Annotated in this window: 19 protein-coding genes; 17 read left to right on the forward strand and 2 right to left on the reverse strand. The window is 43.4% G+C overall.

The features are described 5' to 3' along the window. Nucleotides 1–7: 7 nt before the first annotated feature. The 4 genes from KH180_RS09350 (at nt 8) to KH180_RS09365 (ending at nt 4,812) form a co-directional block, all read left to right on the forward strand. Nucleotides 8–688 (forward strand): TIGR00266 family protein, encoded by a 681-nt coding sequence (locus tag KH180_RS09350; protein WP_290759595.1) that lies wholly within the window; start codon nt 8–10, stop codon nt 686–688. Between the two features lie 197 nt (nt 689–885). After that, nucleotides 886–2,139, forward strand: coding sequence for a zinc-binding dehydrogenase (locus KH180_RS09355; protein ID WP_290759596.1), 1,254 nt, complete (start codon nt 886–888; stop codon nt 2,137–2,139). A 20-nt stretch (nt 2,140–2,159) separates the two neighbouring features. Continuing rightward, nucleotides 2,160–2,924 carry a DeoR/GlpR family DNA-binding transcription regulator gene (locus KH180_RS09360; RefSeq protein WP_290759598.1) on the forward strand — a complete coding sequence of 255 codons (765 nt, stop codon included), beginning with the start codon at nt 2,160–2,162 and terminating at the stop codon, nt 2,922–2,924. A gap of 37 nt (nt 2,925–2,961) precedes the next feature. Continuing rightward, entirely contained in the window at nt 2,962–4,812 is a 1,851-nt protein-coding gene (locus KH180_RS09365) for a PTS mannitol transporter subunit IICBA (RefSeq protein ID WP_290759600.1), read from the forward strand. Nucleotides 4,813–5,005: 193 nt separating this feature from the next. On the opposite strand, the gene KH180_RS09370 is transcribed toward KH180_RS09365, so the two are convergent. Continuing rightward, nucleotides 5,006–5,824, reverse strand: coding sequence for a class I SAM-dependent methyltransferase (locus KH180_RS09370; RefSeq protein ID WP_290759602.1), 819 nt, complete (start codon nt 5,822–5,824; stop codon nt 5,006–5,008). A 154-nt stretch (nt 5,825–5,978) separates the two neighbouring features. Here KH180_RS09370 and KH180_RS09375 point away from each other — a divergent pair, with 154 nt between their 5' ends. From KH180_RS09375 to KH180_RS09425, 11 genes are all read left to right on the forward strand, one after another. Continuing rightward, entirely contained in the window at nt 5,979–7,232 is a 1,254-nt protein-coding gene (locus KH180_RS09375; protein ID WP_290759604.1) for a zinc-binding dehydrogenase, read from the forward strand. 3 nt (nt 7,233–7,235) lie between these two features. Further along, nucleotides 7,236–8,018: a DeoR/GlpR family DNA-binding transcription regulator gene (locus KH180_RS09380; RefSeq protein WP_290759606.1), complete on the forward strand. Its 783-nt coding sequence runs from the start codon at nt 7,236–7,238 to the stop codon at nt 8,016–8,018. Between the two features lie 322 nt (nt 8,019–8,340). Beyond that, a complete protein-coding gene (locus KH180_RS09385) occupies nt 8,341–9,759 on the forward strand; it encodes a PTS mannitol transporter subunit IICB (protein ID WP_290759608.1) in 1,419 nt (472 codons plus the stop codon). Nucleotides 9,760–9,821: 62 nt separating this feature from the next. Then, the gene (locus KH180_RS09390; protein WP_290759610.1) at nt 9,822–11,900 is read left to right on the forward strand and encodes a BglG family transcription antiterminator; all 2,079 of its coding nucleotides are present in this window, start codon (nt 9,822–9,824) and stop codon (nt 11,898–11,900) included. A 12-nt stretch (nt 11,901–11,912) separates the two neighbouring features. Further along, the gene (locus KH180_RS09395) at nt 11,913–12,356 is read left to right on the forward strand and encodes a PTS sugar transporter subunit IIA (RefSeq protein WP_290759612.1); all 444 of its coding nucleotides are present in this window, start codon (nt 11,913–11,915) and stop codon (nt 12,354–12,356) included. A 20-nt stretch (nt 12,357–12,376) separates the two neighbouring features. Further along, a complete protein-coding gene (locus KH180_RS09400) occupies nt 12,377–13,531 on the forward strand; it encodes a mannitol-1-phosphate 5-dehydrogenase (RefSeq protein WP_290759615.1) in 1,155 nt (384 codons plus the stop codon). Nucleotides 13,532–13,534: 3 nt separating this feature from the next. Beyond that, on the forward strand, nt 13,535–14,161 hold the full coding sequence (gene hxlA / locus KH180_RS09405; RefSeq protein WP_290759617.1) for a 3-hexulose-6-phosphate synthase: 627 nt from the start codon (nt 13,535–13,537) through the stop codon (nt 14,159–14,161). A gap of 29 nt (nt 14,162–14,190) precedes the next feature. Further along, nucleotides 14,191–14,751, forward strand: coding sequence for a 6-phospho-3-hexuloisomerase (gene hxlB / locus KH180_RS09410; RefSeq protein WP_290759619.1), 561 nt, complete (start codon nt 14,191–14,193; stop codon nt 14,749–14,751). 92 nt (nt 14,752–14,843) lie between these two features. Next, a complete protein-coding gene (locus tag KH180_RS09415; protein WP_290759621.1) occupies nt 14,844–15,998 on the forward strand; it encodes a mannitol dehydrogenase in 1,155 nt (384 codons plus the stop codon). A gap of 267 nt (nt 15,999–16,265) precedes the next feature. Continuing rightward, nucleotides 16,266–17,678, forward strand: coding sequence for an NAD(P)/FAD-dependent oxidoreductase (locus KH180_RS09420; RefSeq protein ID WP_290759624.1), 1,413 nt, complete (start codon nt 16,266–16,268; stop codon nt 17,676–17,678). A gap of 226 nt (nt 17,679–17,904) precedes the next feature. Further along, nucleotides 17,905–19,323 carry an MATE family efflux transporter gene (locus KH180_RS09425; protein WP_290759626.1) on the forward strand — a complete coding sequence of 473 codons (1,419 nt, stop codon included), beginning with the start codon at nt 17,905–17,907 and terminating at the stop codon, nt 19,321–19,323. Between the two features lie 58 nt (nt 19,324–19,381). On the opposite strand, the gene KH180_RS09430 is transcribed toward KH180_RS09425, so the two are convergent. Further along, nucleotides 19,382–20,278 (reverse strand): PHP domain-containing protein, encoded by an 897-nt coding sequence (locus tag KH180_RS09430; RefSeq protein WP_290759628.1) that lies wholly within the window; start codon nt 20,276–20,278, stop codon nt 19,382–19,384. Nucleotides 20,279–20,404: 126 nt separating this feature from the next. Between KH180_RS09430 and KH180_RS09435 the strand changes: the two genes are divergently transcribed. After that, on the forward strand, nt 20,405–20,755 hold the full coding sequence (locus KH180_RS09435; protein ID WP_290759630.1) for an Hpt domain-containing protein: 351 nt from the start codon (nt 20,405–20,407) through the stop codon (nt 20,753–20,755). A gap of 15 nt (nt 20,756–20,770) precedes the next feature. Then, the gene (locus KH180_RS09440; protein WP_290759632.1) at nt 20,771–22,222 is read left to right on the forward strand and encodes a GGDEF domain-containing response regulator; all 1,452 of its coding nucleotides are present in this window, start codon (nt 20,771–20,773) and stop codon (nt 22,220–22,222) included. Nucleotides 22,223–22,429: the final 207 nt, after the last annotated feature.

A 22,429-nucleotide genomic window follows, 5' to 3' on the forward strand; every position in this document is an offset into this window, starting at 1 on the left:
AAGCGGTATGAAGCACGAAATTTTGGGTACTACGGTTCCGGCAGTGGAAGTGGAGCTTGACCGCGGAGAAGCTATGTTCACCCAGTCAGGGGCAATGGCATGGATGGATCCTGCGGTCAAAGGAGAGTCTAAGATGGAGGGCGGTTTCCTGAAAGGCATCGGCAGAAAGTTTGCCGGAGAATCCCTTTTCATGGTTACTTATACTTCGGAAAAAGACGGAGCTAAGATTGCATTTGCATCTACGGTACCGGGAGCTATTCTCCCGCTTCAGTTCCAGGGGACCGGAGGAATGATCTGCCAGAAAAAAGCATTTTTGTGTGCACAGCGCAGTATAAATCTGGAGACAATTTTTACAAAGAAGCTTTCCGCAGGAGCCTTTGGAGGTGAGGGCTTCATACTGCAGAGACTTTCGGGAAACGGCATGGCATTTCTGGAGGTGGATGGAGACGCAGTGACCAAGGTGCTTGCACCTGGAGAGACGATCCTTGTGGATACTGGGAATGTGGTGGCCTTTGAGGATGGCGTAAGCTATGAGATCGAACGGATTAAAGGTGTTAAAAATATCTTTTTTGGAGGTGAGGGGCTGTTCCTGACCAAACTCACGGGACCGGGAAAGATTATATTACAGACTCAGAACTTCAATGATTTTGCAGGAAGGATTGCATCACTCATACCTTCCGGAAGCTGATGATACAGAGAACAAAAGATAAAAGAACTGTCCGAATACAAAAGGACAGTTCTTTTTGTCGTTAAAAGGAGTATTAGCCGGGAGATGGAAAAAATTTAAAAATTATTAAAAGTGTATTGCTAAATGAAAATAAAAGTGGTATGATATTTTCATAATAAAAATAAATGAAAACACATGAAAATTCCAAGGAGGGCATTATGCAGGTAAAAGGTGTAAGATTGTACGGAGTGGATGACATCAGGTTAGAAGAATTTGAACTGCCGGAGATCAAAGATGATGAAATCTTAGTGAAGGTTATCAGTGACAGTATTTGTATGTCAACATGGAAGACAGTAAAGCAGGGAGCAAACCACAAAAGAGTGCCGAATGACGTTGCTGACCATCCGGTATTGGTAGGGCATGAGTTTGCAGGCGATATCGTTAAGGTAGGAAAGAAGTGGCAGGATCAGTTCAAACCGGGACAGAAGTTTGCCCAGCAGCCGGCAATTCCGGGGCAGATGGAATCTCCGGGATATTCTTACCAGTACTGCGGCGGTGCTGCAACCTACTGCATTTTCCCGAATGACATTATTGAAAAAGGCTGTGTGTGGACATTTGAGGGAGACAGCTACTTTGATGCTTCTGTAGCAGAGCCTATGTGCTGTGTCATCAGCGGATATCACACAAACTATCATACAGTTCCTGGAAACTATGAGCATGTAATGGGAACAAAGGAAGGCGGAAATATCCTGATTTTAGGCGGATGCGGGCCTATGGGATTAGGTGCTGTAAGCTACGCTCTGGCATTTGAAAATAAACCGAAACGTGTTGTTGTGACAGACATCAGCGATGACCGCGTGGAACGTGCAAAACAGGTGATCTCAATTGAAGATGCCAAGGCTGCAGGCGTAGAGCTTCACTATGTAAATACTGCGGCTATGGAAGATCAGGAAAAGGAACTGATGGATATTACAGAAGGGCATGGATATGATGATGTCTTTGTATATGTACCGATTACAGGCGTGGCAGAACTGGGAAATAAGCTTTTAGCATATGACGGATGCATGAACCTGTTTGCAGGGCCGACTGATCCGAAGTTTTCAGCTAATATGAACCTGTATGACTGCCATTACTCCAGAACAAAGATTTTAGGAAGCACCGGCGGAACTATTGAGGATATGAAGGAAGCTATTAACAAGGCTGCTTCCAAAGAGATTAAACCGGCGGTTATGATTACGCATATCGGAGGAATCGATGCAGTTGCCGAGACAACAAAGAATCTTCCGGACATTCCGGGAGGAAAGAAACTGACTTATATGCAGTTCGATATGCCTCTGACTGCCATTGCCGATTTCAGAAAATTAGGAGAAACAGATCCGCTGTATGCAAAATTGGCAGATGCGTGTGACAAACATAACGGATTATGGAATGTAGAAGCAGAGAAGATCTTATTTGAGCACTTTGGGGCATAATACAAGATAGTGAGGTGCCGATGTTTGCAGAGGAAAGAAGAGAACAAATTCTAATATATTTAAAAAAGCACAAGAGGGCGGAAGTGAAGGAGCTCATTGAAGAGTTCCAGGTCACAGGGGCAACCCTGAGAGCAGACCTGCGGGCAATGGAGGAAGAGGGATCAATTGTCCGTACACACGGAGGCGCACTGCTGAAAGAAGATGTTCTGCAGAAAGAAGACTTCTTATCACTCAGAAGAGGGCACGAAGAAGAAAAGAAAGCCATTGCCAGAATCGCCAGAGCTTATGTGCAGGAGGGAGACGCGGTTATCTTGGACAGCGGAAGCACCACATTGGAGCTTGCACTGCTGTTAAAAGACGCAAAAAACATCAAAGTTATCACCAACGATCTTCAGATTGCGTTGGAACTTCAGGAAAATCCGTGGATTGAACTTTATATCGTCGGAGGAAAGGTAAGAAATAACTTCCGTCTGACCCAGGGAGCTATCGGCACTGACTTTATAAAAAGCATTGCAGTGAATAAAGTATTTCTGTCTCCCAATGCCCTGTCTATTTTCGGCGGGGCGACTACGAGCAACGAAGAGATGAAAGAGATTAAGCAGGCTATGATGGAAGCGGCCGGTGAGGTCTATATGCTCTGCGACAGCTCAAAGATAGGGCAGAGAGCTTTCTGTAAGTTTGCCAGGCTGAGCGAGTTTAAACTCATGCTCACGGATTCCGGAATTTCCAAATTAGACAAAAAAGCGATCGAAGAACAGGGACTAGAAGTTAAAATATGCAAATGAGGGGGAACATTTGCATGGAAATGAAGGAGATGTATATATGAAAAACGCAGTACAAAGATTTGGAAAATTTTTGAGTGCAATGGTCATGCCGAATATCGGCGCGTTTATTGCATGGGGACTTATCACAGCCCTGTTTATTGAAAAGGGATGGTTCCCGAACGCAAAACTTGCAACTATGGTTGATCCGATGCTGAAATACATCCTGCCGGTCTTGATCGGTTACCAGGGAGGTAAATTAGTAGCCGGAGAACGGGGCGGAGTCATTGCGGTCATTGCCATTCTCGGTGTGATCTGCGGAAGCAATGAAGTCATGTTCATGGGAGCAATGGCCATGGGACCGTTCGCCGGATGGGTCATCAAAAAGTTTGACAAAGCAGTAGACGGACATATCCCGGCAGGATTTGAAATGCTGGTCAACAACTTCTCTGTCGGTATTATCGGAATGATCCTGGCGATCATCGGATATTACCTGATCGGACCTGTCATGACGGCGATCCTCACCGTTCTGACAGCAGGAGTTGATTTCCTCATCGGGCACAGCCTGCTGCCGCTGGTATCCGTCTTTGTGGAACCGGCAAAAGTACTGTTCCTGAACAATGCCATCAACCATGGTATTTTCACTCCGATCGGAGGAGAGCAGGTACAGGCAGCAGGGAAATCCATTATGTACATGATCGAAGCAAACCCGGGCGCAGGCCTTGGAGTGCTGTCCGCTTACTGGGCATTTTCTAAGGATAAAAGAACAAAGGATTCCGCACCTGGTGCTATTATTATCCACTTTTTCGGAGGAATCCATGAGATCTATTTCCCTTATGTGCTGATGAATCCTGTTGTAATCATCGCATCCATTGCAGGTTCTGCCTGTGCAGTATTCTATTACTCCTTATTCAACATCGGGCTGACCGGACCGGCATCTCCGGGATCTATCATTGCCTTTCTTACAATGGCGCCGAAGGGATCAACACTGGCCGTACTGCTTGGAGTGGTAATCGCTGCAGTTGTTTCCTTCCTTGTAGCAGCTCCGATTATTAAGATGTCCAACGGAAAGAGCCTGGAGGAAGCCTCAGACAGTGTTCAGAATATGAAGGCTGCCAGCAAGGGTGTTTCAAAGTCAGCAGGAGAGATCAAAAAGATCGTATTTGCCTGTGACGCCGGAATGGGTTCCAGTGCTATGGGTGCAACAAAATTCAGAAACAGGATCAAATCTTTAGGACTTGGCATCACAGTGATCAATTCATCTGTTGATACGGTTCCTGCCGATACAGATGTAGTTGTCTGCCAGGAAGTTTTGGCAGACCGTGCAGCTAAGAGCGCACCGAATGCACAGCTGGTAACAATTAAGAACTTCCTCCAGGATGAGGCTATTGACGGTTTGTATTATAAACTGGCCCAGAGTAAGGAAGAAGGGGTTTCTGTAACAGAGAATGCATCAGAAGCAGAACAGACACCTTCAGTGGCAGAAGCAAAACCGATGGTCATGGTGAAGGAAGGAATCAGGCTTGGACAGAAGAGTGTTTCCAAGGAAGAAGCCATCGAGGCAGCAGGAAATTTACTCTATGAGCTTGGTTATGTAGAAAAAGAATATATTGAAGCCATGCAGGAGAGAGAACGCACGGTTACCACCTATCTTGGAATGGGAGTTGCGATTCCTCACGGAACCGGTGATGCCAAGAATAAGGTAAAGAAAACAGGTATCGTATTTGTTCAGTATCCGGACGGTGTAGATTTCGGAGATGAAAAAGCTTACTTAGTATTCGGAATTGCAGGAATCGGAAATGAGCATCTGGAGCTCCTTGGAAAGATCACTCAGGTAATTGAAAGCCAGGATAATCTTGATAAATTAAAAACAGCAGAAAATGTTCAGGAAATCCTGGATATGCTGAAATAAAATAAAAAAGAGAGCTTTAGCTGGACAGTCGTGAAATGGGCTGCCTGGCAGAAGCTCTCTTTTTTATTGCACAGAGAATTCCTTCAGAGTCCCCTGTGCAACAAAAAGCACTCCGTGCAGGATGCGCACAAAGTGAACAAGCCTCTCAAAGAGTGAGGGGCCAAAGAGATGAGGCAGCTTGTTCATTTTGTTCTTATATAGGAAACGTATCTTTGCAGGCACTGACCCTCAGCCTTCTGAACGGCTGGAAACATGTACCGTCGGGCTGAAGTGCTGTTCGCAGAGAAGCCTCTATGACCTTATTTCTGTAATCCTCTTTAAGACCTTCAGGAATCCTTTCAATAAAAGGAACAATGCTTGGCTGATCGATCCAGCGTATCATTTCTTCGGTATTCATAAAGTAACGGTCCGCATTTTCTTCTGTGATCTCTGTACAGATAAATTCAGTCTGATTCATTAGGCCTTCATATTCCGTTTTGGAGGGCATATACCACGGCCATTCAAATGAAGAAAAGTACGGTTTGAACTGTTGGGTTTCTGAGATCCTGCGGATGGCTTCAAAAAAATCAGAACAGTTTCCGGAGCCGGCAAAGTTCCATATGATCTTTCCGCCCGGCTTTAAAGCGGCATAAGAGCATTTTAAAAGATGCCTGTGGTCCTTAACCCAGTGCAGTGCAGCGTTGGAAAAGATAATGTCAAACTCTTCTTCAAACGACATATCAGCTATATTCATATGGATAAACTGCAGATTTTCTTTCTGAAGCTTTCTGGCTGTGTTTATCATGCCTGCGGAGGCATCAATTCCCACTGCTCTGCCGTCAGGAACCAGCAGAGACAGCTGTTCTGTCAGGATCCCGTCTCCGCAGCCTAAGTCAAGGACTGCTTCATTTCCATCAAGATTCAGGCTGGAAATCAGCCGGGTGCCCCATTCTTTTTGGTGCCTTGAGGCTTTTTTATATTTTTCACCGTTGAATTCATATGTGTCCATAATTTTACCCTCCCTGCAGATCAAATTGTTCTGTCTATCATATCACGCTGCGTGCGGGAAGATCAATGAAATTACCTGTTGCCAAAGAAAAGAATGCGTGGTATGATATTTGTGAAATGAAAAAAATAATAAATTTTTAAAAAAAATTAAAAATTTTTGCAAAGCCAGGAGGGACATTATGAAGGCAAAAGGTGTGAGAATGTATGGGGCAAAGGATATCCGGCTGGAGGAGTTTGAACTGCCGGAGATAAAAGAGGATGAAGTGCTTTTGAAGGTCATGAGCGACAGCATCTGTATGTCTACATGGAAAGAAGTTAAACTGGGAAGCGGACATATCCGTGTACCTGATGATATTGCAGAGCGTCCGGTCATCATCGGACATGAGTTTTCCGGAGTGATTGAGCAGGTCGGCTCCAAGTGGGCAGATGAATATAAAGAAGGAGAACGTTTTGTAGTACTTCCTGGTATTCCGGATCAGATGGGCGCACCGGGTTATTCATATGAGCACTTTGGAGGCGCAGTTACTTACTGCATCGTTCCGAATGACGTTATTGAAAAAGGATGTCTGCTTCACTATGACGGTGATGCCTTCTATGAGGTTTCTGTTTCAGAACCGATGTACTGCATTATCGGCGGGTATATGGCAAACTATCATACGAAGCCGGAAACCCATGAACATTTCATCGGGGCAAAAGAAGGCGGAAACATTGCAATTCTCGGCGGATGCGGACCGATGGGACTGGGTGCTATCAGTTACGCGCTGGCTATGGAAAATAAACCTAAAATGGTAGTAGTTACAGAAATTAACGATGACCGCATAAACAGAGCAAGAGAGGTTATATCAGAAGAAGATGCCAGGGCAAGGGGTGTTGAACTTCATTATGTTAATACAGCGAAGATGAATGATGAAGTAAAAGAGCTGATGGATCTCACCGGAGGAGAAGGGTACCACGATGTGTTTGTATACGCTCCGGTAAAGGCCATTGCCGAGACAGGAAATAAGATCCTTGCATTTGACGGATGCATGAACCTTTTTGCAGGGCCTTCTGACAGTGCATTTTCAGCAGATATGAACCTGTATGACTGCCATTACAGAAACACAAAGCTTTTGGGATCTTCAGGAGGAATTAAGGCAGACCTGCTGGAAGCACTTGACCTGATTGCAAAGAAAGAAGTTAATCCGGCTGTCATGATTACTCATGTAGGAGGAATTGACGCCATTGTTGATACAACACTTCGGCTGCCGGAGATTCCGGGAGGCAAGAAGCTTACTTATACTCAGTTTGAGATGCCGCTGACAGCAATTGATGATTTCAGAGAACTGGGCAAGAGTGACCCGCTTTTTGAAAAGCTTGCAGATGCGTGCGACAAAAATCAGGGATTATGGAATAAAGAAGCAGAAGAGATTTTACTAGACCATTTCGGAGTATAAAATATGTTTGCAAGAGAGCGTAAAGAAGAACTGCTTGCCTATATGAGGGTACATAAAAAGGCAGGCATCCATGAATTATCGGAAGAATTCCATGTGACCGGCGCCACCATAAGGTCCGACTTGAGTGAATTAGAGAAAGAGGGACACTTGATTCGGACCCATGGCGGGGCATTGTTAAAGGAAGAGGAAGTCACCAAGGAGGCATTTCTTGCCTCCCGGTGGAATTTAAACCCTGATAAAAAAAGGATCATTGCCCAGGGGGCTAAGGAATTTGTCAGAGAGGGTGATATTATCTTGATTGACAGCGGTTCCACTATGCTGGAGTTTGCGAAGGTTCTGACAGACTTCAATGATTTAAAGGTAGTTACAAATGATCTGAATATCGCTCTTGAACTGCAGAAAAAGCCATCGATTCAGGTGATACTGATCGGAGGGACTGTAAGGAACCAGTTTGAATGTACCTTTGGTTCTCTGGGGATTGAATTCCTTGAGAGGATTTCTGTGGATAAATTGTTTTTGTCACCAAATGCTTTATCAGTGTCCAAAGGGCTGACCACGCCAAATGAGGAGACGGCAGCAATGAAGCGTGCGATGATGAGAACCGCTACGGAAGCATATATGCTGTGCGACAGTACGAAGATTGGACGGAAAACCTTTTGCCGGTTTGCAAGGCTTTGTGATTTTCAGCAGCTGATCACAGACGATGGGATTCAGAGTGCTGACAAAAAGGAACTTGAAAAACAGGGAATGAAGGTAAAGGTGTGCAGGATGAAGGCCGGAGACTGATTCGGTCTTTGTCTTACCACTGGTAATGGTGTAAAAAATTTTTAAACAAAAAAGGGGAGAAAAATGATGAGAATTTTTCTCCTCTTTTTTATTTGGTAAGAAGAGTAAAACCACCGTTTTATGCGGTTTGACAAAGGTTTTAAAGGGAAAAAATGTAAGAAAACTTTGTCAAAAATTCTTCTGCAAAATTTACCACTGGCAATAGTGGACGTATGGAAATACAATCAATATAATGGAATTATAGATAAACGTTTATCAAGTAAATACCATTAACCGCAGCAACAAATTATACCAAAAAGAGGAGAAATAAAGGAGGATTATTATGGCAAATGGTTTCAAAGCTAAAATCCAGAAAATGGGCGGCTTCCTGTCAGGAATGGTTATGCCGAACATTGGAGCACTGATTGCCTGGGGTATTTTCACATCATTGTTCCTGGAAACTGGATATTTTCCAAATGCAAAACTGGCCGAGGTAATTGGGCCGACACTTAAGTTCTTAATTCCATTGTTATTTGCTTACACTGGAGGGCATACTGTTTACGGAAGACGTGGTGCTGTAGCAGGTACTGTAGCAACAATCGGTGTTATCGTTGGTTCTGACGTAACGATGATGATCGGTGGTATGGTAATGGGACCTCTCGGTGCATGGATCATCAAACAGGTTGATAAAATCTTTGACGGTCACGTAAAACCAGGTCTGGAAATGTTAGTAGATAACTTTTCACTTGGTATCGTGGGAGCAATCATGATGATTCTTGGCTACATGATCGTAACACCGATCTTCTCAGGAATCACAAGTGTCTTAACAGTTGCAGTTGATTTCCTTGTAAGCCACAGCTTAATCCCATTGACAGAAATCTTTGTAGTTCCTGGACAGGTACTGTTCCTGAACAATGCGATCAACCATGGTATCTTTACACCATTGGCAATCGAGCAGGCAGCTGAAACAGGAAAATCTATTTTGTACTTAATCGAAGCAAACGGTGGTATGTGGGCAGGTCTTGTATTAGCATTCTGTGTATTCGGTAAAGGAATGGCTAAAAAATCTGCACCAGGTGCAGCAATCATCCAGATTATCGGTGGTATCGGAGAAGTTTCTTTCCCATATGCATTGATTAAGCCTATCACAATCTTAGGACCTATGCTCGGTGGTGTTGCCGCAGTATTCTGGTTCCAGATCATGGATGGTGGTGCTGTAGCAGCTGTATCCCCTGGTTCTTTGATCATGTTGATTGTCATGTCACCGAAGGGCAAACTGTTTGTCAACGTTATGGGTTACTTGATTGCGACAGTGGTGTCATTCGCGGTTACCGCCTTCTTCCTGATGAGGGACAAAACACCTGAAGAGGACCAGGAGGTTGCCGGAATTGACATGAGCCAGTTTGTAGAAAGCCACAGTGCTCCTGGAGAAGAGAAAAAGGCAGCGCCAGCAGATACAACTCTTCCGAAAAAAGAAGTTAAAAAAGTAGCATTTGCTTGTGACGCAGGAATGGGATCCAGTGCAATGGGTGCTTCTATGCTGAAGACTCAGCTGAACAAGATTGGAATGTTCATTGATGTCAATCATGTATCCATTCATCAAATTCCAGAAGATATTGATGTTATCGTAACGAATGAAAACTTATATGAAGCTGCAAAGAATTCAGCTCCTGCAGGAGTTCCGGTCATAGCGATCGAAAACTTCCTGGATGCGGCAGAACAGGCAGCAATCGCACAGAAGATTAAAGACATGTCTGAATAGTCAGGCTGCGGCGCCATAATTGAATAATTATGGCGCCTTATAAGTAAAGGAGCTGCAAAGATATGCTGATGTCTAATCGTGTAAAAGATATAATACAGATAGTCTTAAGCAGCCGTGGATTCGTGACGATGAAAGATATTGCCAACAAGATGAACGTATCTGAGAGGACAGTTTACCGGGAGATTCCCGAAGTGACAGAAGTCCTCAGGCAGTATCAGATTACGCTGGAAACGGTGAGCAAAAGAGGGATCCGCGCTATCGGTATGCCTGAAAACATCAAAAAGGTTCAGGATGAGCTGGGAGAACAGACTAAGTATCAGGCAGTGGACCCCAAGGAACGCATGTATTTCGTACTTTTAGAACTGCTTCATCAAGAGGACTTTATAAAGACAGAAGCATTGGCAATTGATATGGGCACCTCCCTGCCGACAATCCGGAACGATCTGAAGAAGATTGAGAAACTGCTTCCGGAGTACAACATTAAATTAATCTCCAAAAAAGGAGACGGAATATGCCTGAGCGGAGAACAGGTTGCCAGGGATCATTTGATGGTAAGCATCGTGATGAAAAATACCGATGTGGATGTGACGATTCATTGGCTTGCAGGAAATGTCAGACAGTTTCATCCGTTTATGCAGAAGTTAGCTGAATATGGCTATATGGAATTATTCCAGACTTGTGAGGGAATCTTAAGAGAGATCAGCCATAAATTGATCCAGAAAAATTATCAGATTCTGGACCAGAATTATGCGGAGCTTGTTATGCTCGTTGCACTGCTGATCCGCAGGCATAAGCTTGGCAATCGGAAATACAGTACAGACTTCTCTGTAGGAGATGTTGACAAGAATCAGAAAAAAATAGCTGTCTCACTGATTCGCATGCTGGAGAAAAAATATTCTATTTCACTGGATGAAGCAGAAAAAGAATATATAGCATGGGTATTAAAGATCAGTGTGGGCAAACGCAAGAATGAAAATGTTTTCGTCAAAAATTTTGTGCTGAAGCCCAAAATCGAAGAGTTTGTAGAACTGGTGGAAGGACGCATGGGCATTTCACTCAGTCAGGACACAAAACTTATGGACGGACTTCTGGCACATATCGACAAAGCTTTGATACGGACCAGAAGCGGGATGAGTATATCAAATCCCATTATCCGTGACATTGAGAAGGATTATGCACAGCTGTTCTCAATTATTAAAGATACGATCAGGAAGGTTTTTCCGGAAGACTATTTTCCGGATGATGAGATCGGGTATCTGGTTTTATATTTTGCGGTATCATTGGACAACATTACAAAGAAGACCTTTCGGGTGCTGGTGGTATGCTCCAGCGGAATGGGATCCTCAAAAATGCTGGCCAGCCGCCTGGAGAGGGAGATACCTGAGATCTATGTAAGAAAGATCGTGTCACTGGTCGGACTGGGAGAAGAAGACCTGAACGACTATGATTTGATACTGTCAACGATTCCTCTGTATTTAAAAGAAAGAGAATATCTGAAGGTATCGCCGCTCTTAAATGACAACGAGCTGGAGGTTGTCAAAGAGAAGATAAGAAGACACAAGCATCAGACTTTAAGGAAGATTGAGGAAGAGGAAAGAAAGGCGGCAGAGCTAGAGAGTGAAAACAGTATTGTATCTTTAAAACAATTAAAACTATTAACAACGTGGGCTGTAGACTTATTAACTGAATTTCATGTGTATGAGATCAATAATCTGAAGGATGAAAACCATCTATTTTCCCAGTTGGAGCATACGATCTGGGAAGCAGGAATTTTTATCGGGGAACAGGAAATTAAAAACTATGTGATCCGTCATGGAAATGAATGCAGGTTTACGATACCGACAACAGAGATCAGTTATTTTGAATGTTATTTAAAGAAAATTAAAAAACCGCTTCTTTTCGTTTACCATTTGAAAGAAAAACGAATGGTTGATCCTCAGGAAGGAGATGCAATCAGCAACATTATATTTTTCTTCTATCCGGCAGAGATGGATGAAGTGCAGAGGCTGTTTCTGCGGTATATTACTGAATTGATCATCGAAGACCGGGATATCATGAAGTTAATAGAAAAGGGTGACGAAGAAGAAATCAGGCAATGCTTTGGGCATAGGTTCAGACATTATATAGGAGAATCAATTTAGGAGGTTTCAGTTATGGGAGATAAGAAAAGTATTTTTAACGCAGACAATATCAGATTAAATGCAGCCTTTGCATCAAAGGAAGAGGCAATCCGGGCAGCAGGACAGATCCTGGTAGACAATGGTTATGTAAAGAAAGAATATATTGATGATATGCTGAAGAGGGAAGAAGTGGTCTCTACCTACATCGGCAATCACATTGCGATTCCGCACGGCATCGTAAAATCCGAAGAAAGGATTATGGCTTCAGGAATTTCCTTTATCCAAGTTCCTGAGGGTGTAGACTATGAAGGAAAAACTGCCAATGTTATCATCGGTATCGCAGGAAAAAACAATGAGCACATTGAGATTTTAGGAGATATCGCAGTGGCATGCTCAGACCTTGACAACGTGGAAAAACTCAGAAATGCAAAGACCAAAGAAGAAATACTCAGCGTATTTGCAGACGTGGTCCGCTAGAAGAAGACGGAGGGAATGAAATGAAAGCAGTACACTTTGGGGCTGGAAAGATCGGCCGCGGATTCATTGCAGATTTACTGCATGATACAGGATATGAAATCGTATTCGTGGACGTTAATGAGAAAGTCAACGAGGAACTGAACAAATACCATAATTACTACTTATATGTGATCGAAGAAGATTACAGGAGAAAAGAAATCGATAAGGTTTCTGCACTGTCTCCTATTACAGAAGAAGACAAAGTTATAGAGGCTATCGTGGAAGCTGACGTGGTTACCACAGCAGTACTGGCAGATAATTTTCCAAAAATCGCAGGGACTCTTGCGAAAGGATTAAAAGCCAGGCTTGAGGCGGGCAAAGCAAGGATCAATGTGATCCCGTGCGAAAATGCATTGTTTAACGGTGATCTTTTGTTGAAGGAACTGGTGAATACAGGTCTTGCATCTGAAGAGGAATTTTTAAAGGCTGCTGCATTCCCGAACACTGCTGTGGACCGTATGGTATTCGGAACTGACAAAGACGGCAGGGACGGTATTGATATTGGTAAGGATCATGAGCTGGCTGTAGAAGTCAATAAGCTGGTGGACCCTGAAAAGCTTCCGATTGACGGAGCAGAATACACAGATAACCTTCAGAAGTTCCTTGAGAGAAAACTTTATACGATCAACTGCGGCCATGCATGGTCAGGATATATCGGCAAACTCATGGGTTATGAGATTATCCAGGATTACTTTGCAGTACCGGAAAACATTGAGATGACCAGGGACGTCATGAGAGAAGTGGCAGGCCTTATGGTGGCAAAGCATGGATTTACGGAAAAGGACATGGAAGATTATATTACTTTTGCCCTTAACCGTTTCTGTACTCCTGGAATCAAAGATACGATTACACGTATTTCAAGAGCACCGATCAGAAAGCTTGCGCCGAATGACAGGCTGGTAGGACCGACTGTCCAGTGTGAGGAAAGAGGGCTTAAGAATACTCTTCTCCTGCGTGGAATTGCTGCCGCATTCCTGTTTGATGTGAAGGAAGATGAGCAGTCTGTAGAATTGATGAAATATGTAGAGGATCACGGCATAGAAGATGCGGTAACTCATTTTACCGGCATTGAACCGGGAACCAGAATGTTTGATGAGATCATCAGGGATTATAATGACTTAAAGGAAGGAAAGTAAAAGATGAAATTACAGTTAGCTTTAGATGAAATGAATCTTGTGGATGCACTGCGTTTTGCCGACAAGGTAGCAGAGCATGTTGACATCATTGAAGTGGGAACGCCGTTCGTCATGGATGAAGGAATGCGCGGAGTACGTGAGTTCCATCGTTTCTTCCCGGATAAAGAGATCCTTGCAGATCTTAAAATCATGGACGGGGGATACCTGGAAGCCAGCTATGCTTATGAGGCAGGAGCTGCATATGCAACCATCCTTGGTGTTTCTGACAATCTGACGATTGAGGGTGCATTGAAGGCAGCCAGAGACTACGACAGGAAACTTGTAGTAGACATGATCTGTGTGGAAAATCTTCCGGAAAGAATCGCAAAGATGGAAGAGATCGGAGTAGATATCCTGGCAGTCCACACCGGAGCTGACCAGCAGGCAGCCGGAAGGGAGCCGATCCAGGATCTTCAGGTTATGACAGAGCATGCAAAAAAGGCTCAGATCGCTGTAGCCGGAGGCATCAACAGCAAGACCATTGATAAGTACGTGGCTCTGAAACCAGAGATCATTATTGTTGGATCTGCTATCGGACATGCGGATGATCCGGTGGCTGAAGCTAAAGCAATCAAAGATGCAATGCTTTAAAGTTTAGGTACAGACTGGAGGAAAAGATTATGACAGAATGTAAGAATATGATGGCAATTCTCGGTGAGTTAACCGAAAATGCGAACGAAGTAGACAACGAACAGATCAAAGAAGTAGAGAAACTGATTACAGAGGCAAAAAGAATTTTTGTAGGCGGTGCCGGACGTTCAGGATTTGCTGCAAGAGGATTCTCTAACCGCCTGATGCATCTTGGATATACCGTATACTTTGTCGGGGAGCCGACGACTCCTTCCATTCAGGCCGGAGACCTTCTGATCGTAGGTTCAGGTTCAGGCAATACAGCAAGCCTTGTTTCCAATGCCAAAAAGGCTAAGAGCCAGGGGGCAAAAGTAGCAACAATTACAATGTTCCCGGAAAATACTATCGGATCTATGGCAGATGCTGTGATTACTCTTCCTGGTGTTACAAAAAAATGTGACAATCATGAAGGCGCAGGCACTGTACAGGCTGCTGGTTCCGGATTTGAGCAGTTAAGCTGGATTACATACGACTGTATGGTTATGGATCTGATGAAGATCACAAACCAGACAGATGACGACTTGTTTGCAAGACATGCAAATATGGAATAACAGGAATATATGACAGAAAAGGGGCTCTCTTGGAGCCCCTTTTATAGAGCGTAATGATAAAAAGCAAGACAGCAGGGAGGAATTTTAAGATTATGAAACAGGTAATGATTGTTGGGGCAGGAAGGCTTGGAAAAGGATTTTTCGGAGAAACATTTGATAATACCGGATGGAACATAGTTTTTTTGGACAAGGATCCAAAGGTAATTGATGAGTTAAAGAAAACGGGGAGTTATCATGTGGAAGTCCATAGGGTTGACTCTATAGAGGAAAGAACCGTTTCCGGATATGAAGCTTACGTTTGTGACAAAGAATATTCCTGTATGGATGCTTTTTTAAATACGGATGTCATCATGCTGCCGCTGTATCCGAAAGATTTTAAGGAGGCTGGACATTATCTGTCAAAATGTTTTATTGAATTTTATAATAAACAGCCTGAGAAAAAACTGACAGCGATCTGTGTTACAAATAAAAATTATCTGATTCCCGGAATTGTAGAAAGCTTTAAGGAAAAACTGCCGGACGACGTGAAAGCTTGGTTTGATACTAATGTTGCCGTCAGAGATTCTATTATACGCAGGGGTACAGATGCATCATCCCATTATTCTACAGAGATTGTAACTATGGCAGTTGCTTCGCTGCTGATTCAGACACCGGTTTATAATGATTTCAGTGATGTTGAGTGGCTGGAATTAAATGATAGGATCGAGCTTCTGAAGGATTTAAAAGTGTTTGCGATCAACGGTCCGCATGCTTCTACTGCTTTCTGGGGCTATCTAAAGGGATATAAGACGATCCCGGAATCTGAAAAGGACGAAGAGATTGCAGGAATTATTGATCAGGTACACCAGGAGATCCTTGATATGATAGGACAGGAGTATGACATTACAAAAGAGGAATTGGATAATCTTGAAAATCTTCCGACACCGATGGGAGAGATTCCTGACTCTATTTACAGGGTGGCATTTGATCCAATCCGTAAACTGTCAAAAGGGGACCGTCTGGCGGGTGCTGCAGAATTATGCCGGAAGCATGGAATGTCCTATGAAGCTATTGCCAAAGGAATGGCAGCCGGGTTTGCCTATTCGGAGCCCAAGGATGAAAATGCGGTGATACTTCAGGAAGATATCAAGGAACTTGGAATCGGGGAAGCTGTCCACAAATATACGGAGCTTGACAAAGACAGCCCGATTCTGCAAAAAGTAGTGGAAGAATATGAAGCGCTGAAAGCCAGAGGATTAGTCAAATAATAATTCATATATGAAGGAAAAGCTGTGTCCCAATTAATTCGGGATACAGCTTTTCTATTGCACAGAGAAATTATTTGCCTATGGCAAATCGCATTTGGCGCGCAAAGTGAACAAGCCTTTCAAAGAATAAGGGATTGAGGGAGATGAGGTAGGCATGTCCACTTTGTTCTTATTCCTTTGCACAGGAAATTCCTACTTCCGGCTATTTATGTTACAATAAATCTGTATTTAAGTATTGCAAACCGTGGAAAAAACGCTGGAAAGGGTGTGTATATTGTGGATAACAATTTTGATGTCATTATCATAGGGGCAGGACCTTCGGGTATTTTTTGTGCCTATGAACTTTCACAGAAGAAACCGGATTTAAAAATACTGATGATAGAGAAGGGAAGAAGGATTGAGGACCGGTTTTGTCCAAAAAGAAAAACAAAAGTCTGCGTGGGGTGCAGGCCATGTTCTATTACTACGGGATTTGCAGGTGCAGGCGCGTTTTCTGACGGAAAACTTTCACTGTCTCCTGATGTGGGAGGAAATCTGCCGCAGATTTTGGGTTACGAAGAGACAGAACAGCTTTTAAAGGAGTCTGATCAGATTTATTTAAAGTTTGGGGCAGATACAAAAGTCTATGGTCTGAATGAAGAAAAAGAAATTGCAGGAATCAGGAAAAAGGCTATTAAAGCAAATCTGAAATTAATTGAGTGCCCGATCCGGCATCTGGGAACAGAAGAGGGGTACAAAATATATCAAAGGCTTCAGGAGCATCTGTTGAAATCAGGTGTTCAAATGGAATTCAACACTATGGTCGAAAATATACTCATCAGAGACGGACAGACCGAAGGAGTTGTGACAGATAAAGGGGAGACTTATTATGCCAAAGAAGTAGTGGCTGCTGTGGGAAGAGAAGGGTCCGAGTGGCTGAGCAATCTGTGCAGAGAGCATCACATTGAGACGGAAGTAGGGACAGTCGATGTGGGAGTGCGGATAGAAGTACGGGATGAAATCATGGAGGAACTGAACAATAGCCTGTATGAAGCGAAATTAGTATACTATACTCCTACATTTGACGATAAGGTCCGTGTATTCTGCACAAATCCTTCCGGGGAAGTGGCCACAGAATATTATGAGGACGGTCTGGCAGTAGTAAATGGGCACGCATACAAAGCGGAGAAGTATAAAACGAAAAATACAAATTTTGCGATTCTTGTATCTAAGAATTTTACAAAACCGTTTAAGGAACCAATTCAGTACGGCAAGCATATAGCGCAGCTGAGCAATATGCTCTGTGACGGAAAGATTTTAGTGCAGCGGTTCGGAGACTTTGTCAGGGGACGCCGGACCACAGAGGAACGTCTGCTCCGAAACAATATTACTCCGACTTTAAAAGATGCGGTTCCCGGTGACCTGTCTCTTGTGTTTCCCTATAGGATCATGAAAGCGATTGAGGAAATGATTTATGCTCTGGATCAGGTTACACCGGGGATGGCCAGTGATGAAACCTTACTCTATGGTGTAGAAGTAAAATTTTATTCGAATAAGGTTGTTACAGATCAGTCTTTTGAAACAAACATAAAAGGTCTCAGGGCCGTTGGAGACGGAGCATCCGTTACAAGAGGGCTTCAGCAGGCATCAGCAAATGGACTGAGCGTAGCAAGGAGTATTTTGAATGCGATAGTCGTGTAAAATGACGAATTATTGATTGAAAGGGTTTCTTTCTTTGTTCCATTATACGAAAATGAAAAAAAGACTTACGAAAGAGGTTTTTATCCTGATATACTGAAAATGGAAATTAAATAAAAGACAGAAATGCAAATGGTAGCGAGATTATAAGACTCTAATCGCAGCGAAAGTTACGGTCTTATGCTCACGCTGCCTTTTTTTCTGCAAAAATATCTGTTTGGAGGGAATTATGGAAAGAAATCATTTTATGGAAAACGAGAATATAGGGAAACTGCTGCTGAAGTTTTCTGTTCCCTGTATCATGTCACTGCTGGTATCATCCTTATATAATATTGTAGATCAAATTTTTATAGGACAGGGAATCGGCTATTTAGGAAATGGAGCTACAAATGTAGTTTTTCCGGTTACGATTATAGCCCTTGCTATGGCTCTCATGATCGGTGACGGATGTGCTGCCTCTCTGAGCCTCTGTCAGGGAGGAAGGGATTCAGAGAGAGCTCATAAAAGCGTCGGAAATGCAGTGGTGATCCTCACAGCGGCCGGTATTATTTTTACGGTTTTTCTTGCGGTTTTTAAGGATCAATTTTTATATGCGTTTGGTGCTACGGAAAACAATTTTGCATATGCACAGGAATACTTTATTTTTATTATTATAGGAATACCGTTTTTTATGTTTTCTAATGGCATGAATTCTGTTATAAGGGCAGACGGAAGTCCGCAGTTTGCAATGATATCCACCCTGATTGGTGCTCTCATCAATGTAATTCTTGACCCTGTTACAATCTTCATATTTCACTGGGGAATGATGGGTGCCGCTTTGGCAACTATTACGGGTCAGATTGTATCTGCACTGCTGGCAGTCTATTATCTGCGTCATATGAAGTCTGTAGATCTGAAAAAGGAAAGCTTCAGGCTTAAGACAGCAATTTCTAAAAAAGTATTGTCTCTTGGAATCAGCAGCTTTCTTACGCAGATTTCCATTGTGGCAATCATGGCAGCTATGAATAATATGCTTGTAATCTATGGGGCCAGATCCAGATTCGGAGCAGACATACCTCTTACTGTGGTAGGGATTGTCATGAAAGTGTTCCAGATCGTCATAGCCTTCTCTGTGGGTATTGCAGCAGGATCTCAGCCTGTTATTGGATTTAACTACGGTGCAGGGCTGAACCAACGGGTTAAAAAGATTTTTAAGCTGATGATTGGGGCAGAAGCCTGTGTTGGGCTTATAGCCATGATATTGTTTGAATGCTTTCCTATGGAGATTATCCGGCTGTTCGGCAATGAAAATGCACTGTACAATGAATTTGCAGTTATGGCTTTCAGAACCTATCTGTGCACCATTATTTTGTGCTGTGTCCAGAAATCCATCAGTATTTTTCTTCAGGCTTTGGGTAAACCGTTTCTTTCCATGGGACTTTCCCTGCTGCGCGACTTTGTGTTAAGTGTTCCCCTGGTTTTGTTTCTGCCGCGGCTGTTCGGAATTAAAGGTACTCTCTACTCAGCTCCCGCAGCTGATATTATATCCTTTATTGCCGTGATTGGTGCAGCTGCTTATGTACTCAGGCATTTAGACAACAGCAGAGAGGAAAAAAGGGAGACGGTAATACCGGCAAAGGAAGAAAACATAAATCTGGCGGCAGACTAAGGTTTGCCCGGGAGATTTAAAAAAGCAGGTCCTTTTGTACTGAAAAGGACCTGCTTTTTTATTGCTCATCTATGCTTTCCGGCGTTTTTTCCTCTTCATGACGGCTGGATTCAAGATAGGACCGGTTTGCATTTTTTCCTGCGGCTATCAGCCGTTCCAATCCTTCCTCCGGGCATAAAAAGGAACCGATGGGATAAGGGGTTTTTGTGTAGAGACCGTGAAAATCTGTGCCGCCGGTCATAAACAAGTCATGTTCTCTGGCGAGAGATTCTATATGCTCTTTTGTGTGTTTGTCATTTCTGGGATGATTTAATTCCAAACCGTCGATCAGATTCTCTTCGATGAGCATCTCCATGAGCATAGGGTTTTTGTATTCTCCGGGATGTGCCAGGACCACTACGCCGCCGCAGGAACGGATCAGATCCACGGCTTCGCGGGTTGTCATGTCCTTTTGCGGCAGTTTGTATTTAGAGCCGGAGGAAAAGAGTTCTCCGTGAAGCTCTCCGATAGGGGTGCCGGTGTAGCCAAGAGAGGCCAGTACCTGCATCATATGGACTTCATATAACGTTGTACTCTCACTGGCAGCCTCAAAAAGCTGTTCTTTTGTTATGGGATAATCCTCCATAAGCTTTTCATACATAGCAAGCTTTGTCTCCCGCTGATATTCCAGATACCGGTCCAGTTTTTTCTGAAGCTTTTTAATATCTGCAGGGCAGTAGCACAGAAGATGGGGTTTTGTATCCGAAGCCTCATGGACCGAGTTGATCTCAACACCGGGGATCACATTGATCTCAAGTTCTTCTCCCAGAGCGCGTGCAGCAGGGATCGAATGAGTGGAATTATGGTCGGTGACTGCAATATAATCCAGGCCTGTACGCTTTGCCTGGGAGATCAGCTGGTCGACGTTTAAAGCTCCGTCAGACAGCACAGTATGTGAGTGAAGATCTGCTTTCATTTTTAAATTCCTCCTAGTAATTTGGCTGAATATATTATATCATGAAGGTAAAGGAAAATAACATAAATACTTAAGAAATATAAGTTTGAAGTGCAGCGGCGGCAAGAGCTGAAAGGGGCGGTAAATATGAATTTAGAACAATTTTATACAGGAAGAGATGAAGACTATCTGGTGATTCTGGGAAGGTTTATGGGGAATGAAAAACTGCTTGGAAAGTTTGTCAAGAACTTCCCTGATGATCCTACCTACAAACGGCTCTGCAGTGCAATGGAAGCAAGGGACTGGGAACAGGCTGAGATGTCTGCTCATACGCTGAAAGGTGTTGCTGCCAACTTAAGCTTTACAAAGCTGTATCAGGCATCGGCAGATTTGGTTTTTGCCATAAGAGGCAAGGAGCTGGATAAGGGCGAGGAACTGTTCCAAAAAGTAGATAAAGCATATAAAGAGGTAGTTCAGGATATTTCCGGGCTGGATTAAGGTTAGGGAAGTGCTATGAAAGAAGAAAAGCGGACGCTTTTGATTGTTGACGATGTGGAATTAAACAGGGCAATCCTGAATGAGATATTCTGTAAAAGCTATCGTATCATAGAGGCTGTCAATGGAAAAGAAGCTCTGGATATTATTTTAGATAAGGGAAATAAAGTAGATTTAGTTCTGCTGGATTTGGTTATGCCTGTCCTGGATGGCTTCGGATTAATGGAGATACTGAAAGAAAAAGAGATTTTGGAACGTCTGCCGGTTGTGGTTATAACGGTGGACAGTTCTGAGCAGATCTTGAACAAAGCCTATTCCATGGGGGCTGAAGAGATCATCATCAAACCGTTTAATCCTGATATTATCAGAAGAAAAGTAAAAAATATCCTGTCTATGTATATAAGAATGGAAATGATCAGCGGTATCGGAAAGCTTCAGCACCTCACAGAGGAAGACTCAAAGGAATACTCTTTTGCGGACACCAATACCAGAGCAGAGATAGAGGCACTTTCAAGCAGGACATTATATCTGCTGGAGCTTGAGAGAGAAAAGAACAGGGTGCTGGCAAACCTTTCCGGAGATATTATGTTTGACTATGATGTGAAGTCAGATACATTGACTTTTTCTGAAAAGTATTATGAAGTATTTGGACGGGATACCATGATTGAGGCGGTCAGCCAGAAGATCAGCGGCACAGACATTGTCTATGAGGATGACAAACAAGTGCTTATGCAGAATCTTGAAGGGCTGAGCACGAACAATTCAACCATGAGAGCTCAGATCCGGCTTATGACCAAGGAGAGCGGGTATCTCTGGTATGAGTGTTTTATTAAATCTATCTGGGATATGGATGATGAGACATGTCTTTCGCTGATCGGAAAGTTTGTCAATATTGACAAGCACCGCAAAGAGATCTCCCGGTGGAAGAAGGCTGCTGACAATGATGCCCTGACAGGGATCAACAACAGAAAAGGCCTGGAAGAAAAGATATTAAACATTATGAACAGCAGCTGGGACTCTTCCGGTGTGCTGCTGTTTCTGGATCTGGATGATTTTAAACAGATCAATGACAGCAAAGGCCATGCATTCGGCGACAAAATATTAAAAACCGTGGCAGATAAGATCAAGAGCTGCGTCCGTTCAACTGATGTAGTGGGCAGGATCGGCGGGGATGAATTTATTGTTTTCCTCAACGGGATCGGAGGGAGAACTGCCGCTCTTAAAAAGGCGGAGGAAATTGACCAAAAGATCCAGGAAGGCTGCGTCGGGTATCCTGTGACTGTCAGTATCGGGATCGCACAGTTCCCTGAGGATGGATCAGAGTATGATGTATTGATAAAAAGGGCGGATCAGGCGCTTTATTATTCAAAAAACAAAGGCAAGAACCGGTATACATTTTACGATAAGAAGACAGAAGATATGCCGTTTCAGTCTCTGCTGTCCAAAAAGGACAGCGATGAAGAAAGATAAAGAATTATTTGAGGTCATCGGAAATCAACGGCGCAGGCCGTTTGATTTCCTTTGGTCTCATTTTTTTATTGCATAGAGAAATTATTAGCCTTTGGCAAATCACATTTGGCACGCAAAGTGAACAAGCCCCTCAGGTAATGAGGGGTTGGGAGAGATGAGACAGACATGCCCACTTTGTTTTATCTCAGATTTTTCTCTGATACATTT

This window comes from Anaerostipes sp., assembly GCF_018381315.1.
In the GTDB taxonomy this organism is placed as follows: domain Bacteria; phylum Bacillota; class Clostridia; order Lachnospirales; family Lachnospiraceae; genus Anaerostipes.